The sequence below is a fragment of the Arthrobacter sp. ISL-28 genome, from assembly GCF_018613875.1.
Lineage (GTDB): Bacteria > Actinomycetota > Actinomycetes > Actinomycetales > Micrococcaceae > Arthrobacter.
In genome coordinates, this window is the sequence record NZ_JAGGPJ010000051.1 from 1 (window position 1) to 12,550 (window position 12,550).

General features: G+C 64.0%; 10 protein-coding genes and 1 rRNA gene. 8 read left to right on the forward strand and 3 right to left on the reverse strand.

The features are described 5' to 3' along the window. The first annotated feature begins 158 nt into the window (after positions 1 to 158). The 5 genes from J7E80_RS22745 (at position 159) to J7E80_RS22765 (ending at position 5,736) form a co-directional block, all read left to right on the forward strand. Positions 159 to 1,040 carry an HNH endonuclease gene (locus tag J7E80_RS22745; RefSeq protein ID WP_215054476.1) on the forward strand — a complete coding sequence of 294 codons (882 nt, stop codon included), beginning with the start codon at positions 159 to 161 and terminating at the stop codon, positions 1,038 to 1,040. A gap of 220 nt (positions 1,041 to 1,260) precedes the next feature. Further along, on the forward strand, positions 1,261 to 2,697 hold the full coding sequence (locus J7E80_RS22750; protein ID WP_215054477.1) for a flotillin family protein: 1,437 nt from the start codon (positions 1,261 to 1,263) through the stop codon (positions 2,695 to 2,697). Beyond that, positions 2,690 to 2,938, forward strand: a complete 249-nt coding sequence (locus J7E80_RS22755; RefSeq protein ID WP_215054478.1) for a hypothetical protein — start codon at positions 2,690 to 2,692, stop codon at positions 2,936 to 2,938. Before J7E80_RS22750 ends, J7E80_RS22755 begins: the two co-directional genes overlap by 8 nt. A 102-nt stretch (positions 2,939 to 3,040) precedes the next feature. Beyond that, entirely contained in the window at positions 3,041 to 4,345 is a 1,305-nt protein-coding gene (locus J7E80_RS22760) for a glycosyltransferase family 1 protein (RefSeq protein ID WP_311380929.1), read from the forward strand. Further along, on the forward strand, positions 4,342 to 5,736 hold the full coding sequence (locus J7E80_RS22765) for a UDP-glucose/GDP-mannose dehydrogenase family protein (RefSeq protein ID WP_215054479.1): 1,395 nt from the start codon (positions 4,342 to 4,344) through the stop codon (positions 5,734 to 5,736). The genes J7E80_RS22760 and J7E80_RS22765 overlap by 4 nt, the downstream gene beginning before the upstream one ends. A gap of 71 nt (positions 5,737 to 5,807) precedes the next feature. Here the strand turns inward: J7E80_RS22765 and J7E80_RS22770 are convergent, their stop codons facing one another. Beyond that, a complete protein-coding gene (locus J7E80_RS22770; protein ID WP_215054480.1) occupies positions 5,808 to 7,145 on the reverse strand; it encodes an alpha-amylase family glycosyl hydrolase in 1,338 nt (445 codons plus the stop codon). Here J7E80_RS22770 and J7E80_RS22775 point away from each other — a divergent pair. Both J7E80_RS22775 and J7E80_RS22780 read left to right on the forward strand, forming a co-directional pair. After that, a complete protein-coding gene (locus J7E80_RS22775; RefSeq protein ID WP_215054481.1) occupies positions 7,144 to 7,512 on the forward strand; it encodes a hypothetical protein in 369 nt (122 codons plus the stop codon). The two genes, J7E80_RS22770 and J7E80_RS22775, sit on opposite strands and share 2 nt — an antisense overlap. A 114-nt stretch (positions 7,513 to 7,626) precedes the next feature. After that, the gene (locus J7E80_RS22780; RefSeq protein WP_215054482.1) at positions 7,627 to 9,783 is read left to right on the forward strand and encodes a bifunctional diguanylate cyclase/phosphodiesterase; all 2,157 of its coding nucleotides are present in this window, start codon (positions 7,627 to 7,629) and stop codon (positions 9,781 to 9,783) included. Positions 9,784 to 9,855: 72 nt separating this feature from the next. Here J7E80_RS22780 and J7E80_RS22785 read toward each other — a convergent pair whose 3' ends face one another. Beyond that, the gene (locus J7E80_RS22785; protein ID WP_215054483.1) at positions 9,856 to 10,710 is read right to left on the reverse strand and encodes an SDR family NAD(P)-dependent oxidoreductase; all 855 of its coding nucleotides are present in this window, start codon (positions 10,708 to 10,710) and stop codon (positions 9,856 to 9,858) included. Positions 10,711 to 10,929: 219 nt separating this feature from the next. Between J7E80_RS22785 and J7E80_RS22790 the strand changes: the two genes are divergently transcribed. After that, positions 10,930 to 11,787, forward strand: a complete 858-nt coding sequence (locus tag J7E80_RS22790) for a Rieske (2Fe-2S) protein (RefSeq protein ID WP_215054484.1) — start codon at positions 10,930 to 10,932, stop codon at positions 11,785 to 11,787. A 330-nt stretch (positions 11,788 to 12,117) separates the two neighbouring features. Here the strand turns inward: J7E80_RS22790 and rrf are convergent. After that, a 5S ribosomal RNA gene (gene rrf / locus J7E80_RS22795) occupies positions 12,118 to 12,234 on the reverse strand. Positions 12,235 to 12,550: the final 316 nt, after the last annotated feature.

The window sequence follows — 12,550 nt, forward strand, 5'->3', positions numbered from 1 at the left end:
CCTCACCTTCGGGTGGGGCGGCCTTTTCGTGTCCCGAGGATGTTCGTCACCGGATCTTATTGCCCCGACGAAGCGTCGTGGACGTTGGCTTCGACCCTACTGCCCGGCGGAAGCGAGCAGCGGGTCCGCATCCGCGGGATCACTGGAAGAATAAGCGTATGGAAGCCATCATCCTGGCGTGGAACCCTGACCGCAGGGACGGCTGGCACTACGCCGCCGCCGTCGAGCAGGTGATAGAAACCGGCCAGTTCCTGGTCAGTTGGACTGTGTCCGTGCAGGAGGAAATCCGTTCCGGTGCAGAGGTTTGGCTCTGGCTGCAAGGGCGTACCCGCTGCGGACTCCTTGGCCACGGGCTGGTGGTCTCGGCCGACCCTGAGACCCCCGATGGGCGCCACGGTGAGGCCCATGCCACCGGGCCGGACAGCATGTCACGGCGCATCACTGTTGCCTTCGATGCCCTCCTTCCTCCCGGCGACGAGATACTGCCTGGGATCCTGGCCGAAGCCGTCCCGGAGGTCGGGTGGGCGGCCATGAAACAGCCGGTCATCACCCTCGACCCGCTCCTGGAGCCGAAAGTCCGCGACGTGTGGCGGGAGTTCGGCCCGGCGCGCGTGTCCGACCCTACCGACCTCGTCCCGGGCAGCTATCCGGCCCAAGCCGCAAGCCGGGTACAGGTGAACCGGTATGAACGGAATCTTGAAGCGCAGCGGATTTGCGTGGCCCACCACGGCGCCAGCTGCGCCGCCTGCGGTTTCTCCTTTGAGTCCGCCTATGGAGAAGCCGGCGCGGGCTTCATCCAGGTGCACCATCTCGTTCCGGCCTCACAGATAGGCAGCGACTACCAGCTGGACCCCGTGGCGGACCTGGTGCCGCTGTGCCCCAACTGTCATGCAATGGCGCACCTGGGAGTTGGCACGCCGCGCACAGTGGCGGAGCTGAGGCGGCTCATGGCCGGGGCCGGATATCTGGCCGGCCAAACGGTAGCCCCGGAGGAGCTCGAAGCCCAGCGGGACGCCCGCCGGATTCTGGAACAGCACTAGCAGCAGCCGGCGCCGGGACCTCTCGGCAAACGCTGCCGATCCTGATCATCAAATTGCTGGACTTTCACGCGGGCGCCCAGACAGACTGTGTATGAATGCTGCCGGCTCCGGGCGAAATCCGGTGTGCGGCTATGCGTTCCCGCATTCCGTTCAGCAGTATCCGCTGCACAGTTTGGGGCACCAAAATTCGCCTTTTTCAATGACGTGAAAGGACACACTCATGGAAGCCCTGTCAGCTTTTTTCCCTGTTATTGCTGTCATTGTCGGCGTGCTCGCCGGAGTCGCGATAGTTTGGCTGGCCGTAAAGCTGATGTGGAAAGTCGCGGAACCAAACGAAGCCCTGATCATTTCCGGTCTGACACGCGGAACGCTCGAGGGGACGGACGGGATGGACTTCAAGATTGTCACCGGCAAGGGCGCTCTCGTGGTCCCGGGGCTGCAGACCGTCAGGACTCTGTCCCTCACACTCAATGAAACGGAACTCAAGGTCTCCTGCGTTACATCCCAGGGCATCCAGGTCATCGTGGATGGAGTCGTCATTTACAAGATCGGCGATGCCCCCGCCTTTATTGCCAATGCCGCGAGGAGGTTTCTCGGCCAGCAGCCCAAAATGGAAAGCCAGGTTTACAACGTCTTCGAGGGTCACCTCCGGTCAATCATCGGCAGCATGACGGTTGAAGAAATCATCCGCGAGCGCGACAAGCTGGCCTCCCAGGTCCGCGGCGCAAGCGGCGTGGAAATGGAAAAACTCGGACTCGTTGTTGATTCGCTGCAAATAAAAGACCTGCAGGACCCCACCGGATACATCCAAAACATCGCCAAACCGCACATTGCGCAAGTCAAGATGGAGGCCCGCATCGCGGAGGCGACCAGGAACCGGGAAGCGGCCGAGAAGGAAGCCGAGGCCGCGGCCCAGATTGCCGACGCCCAGAGCATCTCCGCCATCAGGCAATCCGTTGCCCAGGCTAATGCCGAACGCGCCAGGGCCAACGCTGACCAGGCCGGGCCGCTGGCGGAAGCGACGGCACGGCAGCAGGTGGTGGTCCAGGAGACCGAGGTGGCCAAACTTGAAGCGGACCGCGAGGAGCAAAAACTCCAGACCACCATCCGCAAACCCGCCGACGCCAAGGCCTACGCGCAGCGTACCGAGGCCGAGGCCCAGAAGTCTGCAGACATCAGCGCCGCGGAAGCGAGGGCGAAGCGGACCGAGCTTGAAGCACAGGCCAATGCCCGGCGCGTGGAAGTCGAAGCGCAGGCCAATGCGACGGCCGCCGCGGCCATAGCGGGAGCTACCCGTGTGACGGGCGAAGCCGAAGCGGCTGCAACCAAAGCCCGCGGCGATGCCGCCGCATCGGCAATCAAGGCCAAGGCACTGGCGGAGGCAGACGGCATCAAGGCCCGCGGCGAAGCGCTCGAGACCAACCAGGACGCCGTGATCGCCCAACAGTTGGCAGAGAACATGCCGGCAATCGTGTCGGCTGCCGCGGAACCGTTCGGCCATGTTGGTCAGATGACCGTCCTGAACGGAGCGGATGGTGTCAACGGCATGGTCGGCGGCATCCTCTCCCAGGCCGGCACGTTCCTTCCCCGCCTGTCCTCCGCACTTAAGAATGGCCAGGACCCAGCCAAACGATCCCCGAAGCCACCCAGTGCATAGGAATGTGGACCGGAGCCTGACCGGCAAGATTGGCAGGGTCACTGGACTGATCGGCCCGGGCACCATCGGCGAGGTGATGCTTCCCGTCCGCGGCGGAACCAGCGCCTTCCATGCCCACCCATTCGACAAAACCAGCGTCTACCCGGTCGGGGAGAAAGTGCTTGTGATCTACTTTGAAGCGCCCCAAACGGTATATGTGGACGAGCTACCGGACATTCTCAAGTCCGATACCGCCGGCTAAGACCGTCGAATCCAGCCACCCTGACCGCCTGTTAACCTAAGTTTTTCCTTCCGGCCACGCCTGCTCCCCCGCCGCGTCAGACGCCGCGCACACCGTGGAGGGGTGAGGATCGCAATAGTCGCTGAATCATTCCTGCCGCTGATGAACGGGGTTACGCACTCCATCCTGCGGGTGCTGGAGCATCTGCAGGAGCGTGGCGATGAGGTGATGGTGATTGCGCCGTCGACGTCGGACACGGATGTCCTGGACGTCGTCCACGGTGCCATGGTGCACCGGCTCCCCTCAGTCCCGCTGGCCGGATATACGAACGTTCGGGTGGCGATGGGCGGTGTGAATCGGGTCAAGCGAATCCTTGCCGATTACGCGCCGGACGTCGTTCATCTGGCGTCACCATTCATACTCGGCTGGCGTGCAGCGCAGGCTGCCGACCTGCTGGGCATCCCCACTGTCGCCATCTACCAGACAGAGGTTCCAAGTTACGCGGCGCGCTACGGCGTGCCGTTCCTCGAAAACTGGGCCTGGAACCGGGTAGAGAACATCCACCTGCTGGCCGACCGGACACTGGCGCCCTCCACAATCGCGCTGAACCAGTTGCGCGGCCGCGGGATTCCCCGGGTGGACATGTGGCGGCGCGGTGTGGATACCGCGCGGTTTGCGCCGGAAAAGCGCGACGGCGGCTGGCGGGCTTCCGTGGCGCCCGGCGGTGAGCGGATCATCGGCTATGTGGGCCGGCTCGCGATGGAAAAGCAGGTGGAGGACCTTGCGGTACTGGCGGATGTTCCGAATACCAGGCTGGTCATCGTGGGCGACGGGCCGCAGCGAGCCGCACTGGAAGGGGCCCTTCCCGGCGCTGTGTTCGTGGGGTTCCTTGGGGGCGAGGACCTGGCGCGGGCGGTGGCCTCCTTCGACCTGTTCGTGCACCCCGGCGAGTTCGAGACCTTCTGCCAGACCATCCAGGAGGCCATGGCATCCGGCGTGCCGGTGGTGGCCACGGGCCGCGGCGGGCCGCTGGATCTGGTGGAAAACTCCCGCACCGGCTGGCTGTACGAACCCGGCGACCTGGCCGCCCTGCGGCGGTACATCATGGACCTGATGGGCGACGACGCCAAGCGCCGTGCGTTCGCAGCGGCAGCCCACGCCTCCGTACAGGACCGGACGTGGCCTGCTCTCAGCGCGGAGCTGGTCCGGCACTACCAGGCGGTCATTGACTCCGCGGCCGTTCGATGCGGCCGAGATCAAGGCGCCTCCCCCGCCGATCAAGCCGGGCAAGAGCAAGGAATCCAACCGGTTTCGCCAAGCTCAACCAGCGGCCCCGCCCATCGCCAGCCGGTTTCGACAAGCCCACCCAGCGGCCCGGATCAAGGGTCCGCCACCTCCGATCGCACCACCGAAGGAGCTGCACTGTGAAAATATCGGTGATTGGCTGCGGCTACTTGGGCGCAGTGCACGCGGCGACGCTCGCATCGATGGGCCACACCGTAGTGGGAATCGACGTCGACGGCGCCAAGGTGGACGACCTCGCCCGAGGCCTTGCCCCCTTCTTCGAGCCCGGGCTGGACGAGCTCCTCCGCGACGGCCGCTCCACCGGACGGCTCACATTCTCCACGGACTTCGCCGACGCCGCCGACGCCCAGGTCCACTTCCTCTGCGTGGGCACCCCGCAGTCCAAAACGTCGGACGGCGCGGACATCAGCTACCTGGTCTCCGCCACGAAGGCGATCCTTCCGCACCTTGGCCGCAGTGCCGCCGTCGTCGGTAAATCGACGGTGCCGGTGGGAACGGTGGACATGCTCGGCGGAATACTGGCCGCCCGGCCGGACATTCTACTGGGCTGGAACCCGGAGTTCCTGCGCCAGGGCACGGCGGTGAAGGACACGCTGGTGCCGGACCGGCTGGTGTACGGGGTGCGCGGCGGCAAGGCCTCAGCCTTTGAACCGGGGACCGGCGCAGCGCGGGGAGTTACCGCCGTGCTGGACGAAGTCTACGCACCGCTGCTGTTCGCAGGCATTCCGCGGCTGGTGTGTGAGTTTGCCACGGCGGAGCTGATCAAATCGGCGTCGAACGCGTTCCTGGCCACGAAGGTCAGCTTCATCAACGCCATGGCTGAGCTGTGCGACGCGTCGGGCGCTGACGTTACCGAGCTGAGCGAGGCGATGGGCTTGGATCCCCGGATCGGGAACCGGTATCTCCATGCCGGGCCGGGGTTCGGCGGCGGCTGCCTGCCGAAGGACATCCGCAGTCTGAAGACGCAAGCCGCGTTGCTGGATGTGGAATCCGTGAACAACTGGATGGGACTTGTGGACTCCATCAACACCGGCCAGCGGCGTCGGGTTGTGGAACTGGCGCGCAAACTCTGCGATGGGCACCTGGCCGGCCGAACGGTGACCGTGCTCGGGGCGGCATTCAAACCGGACACGGACGACATCCGCGACTCCCCCGCTCTTGACATAGCCCTCCAACTTGCCGCGGCCGGCGCGCACGTGACGGTGACGGACCCGAAAGCCATCAACAACGCGTGGATACGCTACCCGCAGCTGCGCTTCGAGCTGTCTGCCACGCGGGCCCTGGAGGGTGCCGAGCTCGTTTTGCTGCTCACCGAGTGGGACGAGTACCGCTCGCTGTCGCCCGCCGCCATCGGACAGCTGGTACGACGGCGGACGGTGCTGGACGCCCGCAACGTCCTGGATGCTGCGGCATGGGAAACGGAAGGCTGGATGGTGCGCGGGCTGGGAACGAACACGCGGCCGGTTGCCTCACTGGTTTCGACCAGCTCAACCAGCAGATCGCGATCCCGCTGACCGCCAATTCCTCTGACCGCCAATTCCGCTGATTGAGCCTGTCGAGATCAAGGCCGCTGGTTTCGACAGGCTCAGCCAGCGGTGCCCAGCACAGCCCAGCCATGGGCCGGCAGACTCACAGCGTCCCGGCCGGCAAACTTCTCGCCCCGGCCAGCAACCAGCCCCTCAGCCCAACGAGGCACGGCCAGGTGCGCCGCGTCATCGGACAGATTGAGCGCCACCACCAGAGTGCCGCCGTCGCCCTTGGCCTCGAACACGAGGTGCTCGTTGCTGAGGGTCAGCACCTCTGTCCGCGCTTCATGGAGCCATGGGTTACGTCGGCGGAGGCTGATGAGTTCCTGATGCAGGTGGTACACGGGCCAGCCGACCCGGGACAAGTCCGAAGGTGCGGCGGGGAAGGCCGGGCGGACGGCGTCATCTCCTCCGGCGCGGTCTTCCTTGACGCCACGGAAGGCCTGCTCGTCGCCGTAGTAGATCGACGGTGTTCCCCCGACGGTCAGGAGTACCGTGAGGGCGAGCGGCAGCAGGTCCGGATTGTCCAGCTTGCTCGCCAGGCGAGTGACGTCATGGTTGCCCGCGAAGGTCAGTGGTACGAAGGTCTTCAGGAACGCGTTGTGCCGCTCCAGCGCGGCGGCGAGCTCGTAGAAGTTGCCGTCATTGAGTGAACTCCAGATGGCTTTCCACAGTTCGTACTGTGTGACAGAGTCCAGCGTGCTCTTCTTCACCTCGTCGGCATAGTCGCCGTGAATGTATTCGCCGAGGAAGTATGCCTCCGGATACTCGCGGCGCACCTCGGCCAGGACAGGTTTCCAGAACGACGGCGGGACCGCGTACGCCGCATCCAGCCGCCAGCCGTCCGCACCGCGGCCGAGCCAGTGCTTCATGACGTCCCTGACGAAGGCCGCGACCCGGGGTTCATCGTGGTTCAGCGCCACCAGATGATGGTGGCCCTCGAAGTCCTCATAGTCGGGCTCGCTGCCCGGCACCCATGGGGCGTCCGGCCAGGTCAGTCGGAACCATGAAGCAGTGTCCGTCTGCGGTCCCTCAGCGAGGACCCGCTGAAACGGCTCGAAGCCGCGCCCGGTGTGGTTGAAGACGCCGTCGAGCAGGACCTTCAGCCCGCGTGCATGCGCCTGCGCAATCAACTCGTCAAAGTCTGCGTTATCGCCCAGTCGGGGATCGATCCGGTAGTAGTCGGTGGTGTCATACCCGTGCGTCTCTGAGGAAAAGACCGGGCCAAGGGCAATCCCGGAGGCCCCCAGCTCCACGGCATAGTCAAGCCAGGGAACCAGTTGGCCGAGGCGGCGGGTCACCGGCTGTTCCGGTGCCAACTCCGGTTCGGCCCCGACGAAGCCGAGCGGATACACCTGCCACCAGATGGCGTGCTGGACCCAAGCAGGCTCTGTCATGAGGTTTCCTTCCGTCAAAGCCCCAAGATACCCTGCCTACGTCTATGGGTTCTGCCGCGACCCATCCGAAGACGAACGGCTAACCGCAGTTGCCCGCAAGGCATACGCGCTCATGCAGCCGTTCTCCGAGCACGGCGAATACGTAAACTTCCTGGCCGCCGAACTGGGCGACCAAGCCGTGGACGCCCGCGGGCTTACGGGCAGGACAAGCATCAGCGCCTCATGGCCATCAAGGACCGTTTACGACCCCCACAATCTCTTCCGCCTCAACCACAATATTTCTGCCGACGACCGTCTGATTCGCCCGCGCCTGATTCGCGGTGCTCCCCCAGAAATAGTCGTGTGCGAGCGCTCTTTGGACACGTGAGTGCGCGTCGGCAGACCTCCGGGGGGTGGAGCCCATCAGGCGAGGCCTCTATGATTTCCCCAGGGGGAGGACGCAAATGGAAGATTCGTGGTCTCGCACGGTGACGGTCGGCTGATGGACGCTGCCTCGCGCCTACAGTCGCAGGAGGTTCCGGGCCAGCGATACCAGGCAATTTTCGATGCGCTGCCTGACGCAGTGCTGGTCATTGCCGAGGACGGCACCATCAGCTTGGCCAATCCTGCCGCGGAAGCCATGTTCGGGTATTCCCGGCAGGAACTGATCGGTCAGCATTACCGGATTATCCTTGCCCAAGGCTTTCGCGATGGCGTCGAGCGGTTCTTCGCCAGTCTCCGTCTCGGTCAAAGCTCCGGGGACGGCACCTCGGTCCATCCGCCCTTCGAGGTTTCCGGCCTCCGCCGCGACGGCAGCGAGTTCCCAAGCGAAGTGGCGTGTTCTCTGCTCGTTTCCGAGCACGGCCCGTCCCTGACAGCAACTTTCCGGACCACAGCACAGCGGAAGGAGTCGGACGCCGGCCTGCGGGAGGCGATGTCGCTGCTCAGTGCCACGCTGGAGTCGACAGCGGACGGCATCCTGGTGGTTGGCTCCGATGGGGAAATCGCCGGCGTCAACGATCAGTTCGTGTCCATGTGGGGCATTCCCCGTGAACTGCTGGCCACGCACGACGACGCAGCCTTGATGGGGTTCGTGCTGCAACAGCTCTCGGACCCTGCAAGCTTCCTGGAGAAGGTCCACCAGCTATATGCCCATCCCAACGCCGAAAGCCACGACGTTCTGGAATTCAATGACGGGCGGACTTTCGAACGGTATTCCCGTCCCCAGAAGGTTGACCAGAAAGTGGTCGGCCGGGTGTGGAGCTTTCGCGATGTAACACCGCGCCGCAAGGCCCAGGAGCAGGCCCGAAAGGCTCTGGCGGACCTCGCCGAACAGGCCGCCCAGCTGAAGGCAATGGCATTTCAGGACCCGTTGACCGGCCTGGCCAACCGCAAGCTGTTCCACGACCAGCTGACCGAAGCCCTGCACGGCGAGGACAGTGCCGCCGTCGACGTCCTCCTCCTGGATCTGGACGACTTCAAGGAGGTCAACGACATCCTCGGCCACCACGCCGGGGACCAGATGCTGATCGAGGTGGCCCGGCGCCTCAGGGCCTGCGTGGGTCCGGACGACACCGTTGCCCGCCTCGGCGGCGATGAATTCGTGGTGCTCCTCACGGGTTCACCGGACGCGGTAGAAGTAGCGGAACGGATCGTGGACTCCCTGAACGTGCCGGTCTGGATTGAAGGCGCGATGCTGCGGCCCAGCCTGAGCCTGGGGCTCGCGTCGATGAGCCAGGACGCCATGGTGGCGTCGGAGCTACTGCGCCACGCGGACGTGGCCATGTACGCCGCGAAAGCTGCGGGCAAGAACCGATACATGCGGTTCCAGCCGGAGATGATGACCGCGCTGGTGAAGCGGACGGATATGGAAGCCAGCCTGCGGCTCGCCGTGGACAACGATGAACTCACCGTGAATTTCCAGCCGATTGTGTCGCCCCGGCTTGAGGCTGTGACACAGTTCGAGGCACTTGCACGGTGGGATAAGGGCGGCGAGAGGATCCCGCCTGCGCTGTTCATTCCGACGGCGGAGCGCAGCGGATTGATGTCCGCCATCGGCACGCACATGATGAGGGAAGGCTTCAGCCAGCTGCGGCCCTGGCTTGCCGGAGACCGGACACGTTCCCTGAGCGTGAATGTTTCCGGTGTGCAGCTCAGAGACCGTGACTTCGCCGACAACGTGCTGACACTGGCGGAAGCCTGTGCCATGGACCCCCGGCAGTTGGTGCTGGAGGTGACAGAGAGCGTGTTCTTCGACCCGGACGAGCACGTTATCGAGCAACTGGTGAGTCTGCGCAACGCAGGCGTGCGGGTTTCCCTCGATGACTTCGGCACGGGATATTCGTCGCTGGGCCGGCTTCAGGACCTGCCCGTGGACGCTGTGAAGATTGACCGGTCCTTTGTGTCCATGATCCGGACGGGCGCGGAACAACTGCCCATCCTTAGCTCGATGATCAACATGGCACACTCCCTCGGCCTGACGGTGACGGCAGAAGGAATCGAGACAGCCGTGCAGGCAGCCTATCTGACGGATCTGGACTGCGACTTGCTGCAGGGTTATCTGTTCTCACATCCGGAACCGGACACAGGACTGGAGATCGCCATCCTCCGCTCAGCGGACGCGATCGACGCGCTGGAAGGACTGCGGCTGCGGCGGTGAAGGCTCGCGGCTGGCTGAGCCTGCCGAAACCGAAACTCGACGCGGTCGATAAGCGACGTACAAAAGCTCCGATCAGCGCGGATCGAGCTCTGGCTTTTCCGCGGTCTCCCCTGCATTGACCATCTCTTCGCTCCGCTCCCACAGCTCCCGCGCGAGGTCCGCATCGTAGGCCTGCTTGTTGGCTTGCGCCAGGGCGCGCTTGGCATAGTAAGCCCCGGACACCCACTCCTTGCCGGGCGTGGACGTTGCAAGCCAGACCAGCGTGTCGGCGCCCTGCTCAGACGTCAGCAGGAACCGGTTGATAAAGGTCTTGTACGCGTGCCGCATCCAACTCGTCGACTCCGCGGCAAAATTGGTGGCCACGACGCCAGGGTGGAAGGCCGCCGTCGAAATTCCCGCCGCGCCGAAGCGGTTCTGAAGCTCCGATGTGAACAGGATGTTTGCCAACTTTGCGGTGCCGTAGGCGCGGTTCGTCGAGTACTTGCGGGCGGAATGGAGGTCGGCGAGGTCCAGGTTTCCGAACGCATTGGCGGCACTGGAGGTGTTAATGACTGTTGCGCGACTGGCCACGAGCACATCCATGAGTTCGGTAGTGAGCAGGAACGGGGCCAAGTGATTGATCTGGAACGTCTTCTCATGGCCGTCGAGAGTCAGTTGGCGCTGCCCCATGATGCCTCCGGCGTTGTTGACCAGCACGTCAATCCGCGAGTACTTTTCCTTCAGCGCCGCAGCCAGGTCCCGCACCTGCGACAGCTCGGCAAAGTCAGTGACGAAGTAATCGGCGCCCAGTTCTGCGGCCACCGCCTTCGTCTTTTCCGGAGAACGGCCGACGACGGCAACTCGCTCCCCTGCCTCCGCCAAGTTACGCGCGGCTGCTGCACCGATGCCGTCGCTCGCTCCGGTGATGACGATGATGCGCTGGGGCATGAACGGTCCTTTGAATGGTGGCTCGACTGAGTTGATCATACAAGCCCACCAGCGCTGATACCCGGGACCGATCCTCTCTGTTCCGGCACCTTGTCAGCGCAGTTGCCTCGGTGGAACACTGTGGTCCATCGGCCCACCAAAGCCGGTGCCGGTATGGCATCGATCCATAGCGACACAGTCCTGAGCACTCCAAATACGCGACCAGACCGAGGAGAAGCCATGAACCCGCTGCTTTCCATCGTCGATGTCATAGAACGCCTTGATCAATTGGACGGGCTTGCTTCGTCCCTGGCCAAATTGGTGGGACGGGCGGTCCAGCCTCGGCCAGTCCGTAACCTTCTCAGTGGAACGGTCATCGGTCATCCGCTCCATCCGATACTTACGGATTTGCCTATTGGGGCCTGGGGCATGGCCACCTTTCTGGACACGCTGGGTGGCAAAGCCAGCGAGCCTGCAGCTGACATGCTGGTGTCCGTGGGCATAGCCACGGCTGTGCCCACTGCCGCGGCCGGGCTTAATGACTGGTCGGACACCCAGGGGAAGGAGAGACGAACGGGACTCATCCATGCCGCCGCCAACAGCGCAGCCCTCTGCCTCTACACCTCGTCCGCCGTAGCTCGTGCCGCCGGAAACCGCGGAGCCGGGAAGGCACTGGGCCTCGCAGGTTTTGGAATTCTGATGTTCGGCGGATATCTGGGCGGCCACCTTAGTTATGCCAATGCCGTGAACGTCAACAAGACAGCGGGCAGGGAAGGTCCGTCGGAGTGGACGCCGGTTCTTGGCCATACTGAATTGTCCGACGGCGAGCATCGCAAGGTGGAAGCCGACGGAATCACTATGCTGCTGTACCGCTCCGGTATGAGTATCCACGCCCTGGATAGCGTGTGCAGCCACATGGGTGGCCCGCTGGAGGAAGGCACGATCGCCGACGGCTGCGTAACCTGCCCATTGCACGGAAGCACCTTCCGCCTGGCGGACGGGAGCATTGTCCGAGGTCCGGCCAGGGACCGGCAGCCTTCCTACGATGCACGAATCCACAACGGCCAGGTTGAGGTGCGCCGGCAACACGCTGGTTGAACTCGCCGAAACTTAGCGGCCCGGCCCAACACTCCGCATCTGAGCCCCACGCCGCGACAAATAGACACCGGCTGAGAGGGACATCGCGCATCGCCTTGCCGCCGGTGCCCACCATGACGAAGACTGTGCCACGCTCCCTCACCTTTCGCCGGGTTTGGCCCGACGCTCCCTCACCATTCGCCGGGTTTTGGCCGGCGCTCCCTCACCTCTCGCCGGGTTTGGGCCGGCGCTCCCTCACCATTCGCCCGGGGTTGCCGTGGTGGGTGTTCACTCTTGGTGTTAATGAGCGAAGGCCCCGACACGTGGTGTCGGGGCCTTGCTGTAATGGTTGTCCGGCGGTGACCTACTCTCCCACACCCTCCCGGGTGCAGTACCATCGGCGCTGTGGGTCTTAGCTTCCGGGTTCGGAATGGGACCGGGCGTTTCCCCCACGCTATGACCGCCGTAACCCTTGTACCCGGTCCCCCGGGCGGTGGCCTGGGGGTGGGAAATCTGGTGTTACAACTGTGCTGTGTTACCAGCTGTGGTGTTGTATTCAGTTGTTGGTTCGCAAGCAACGGGTTTGTTGGTTGGGAACCACATAGTGGACGCGTGCAGTCTTGTGTATCTTTTTACCCTGCTTCTGCTGTGAACGTCTTTTGAATGCCGTTCACGAAGAGAGTGTGTGGTGTAAGTTATCGGCCTATTAGTACCGGTCAGCTTCACGAGTCGTTAGTCCTCGCTTCCACATCCGGCCTATCAACCCAGTGGTCTGGCTGGGGGC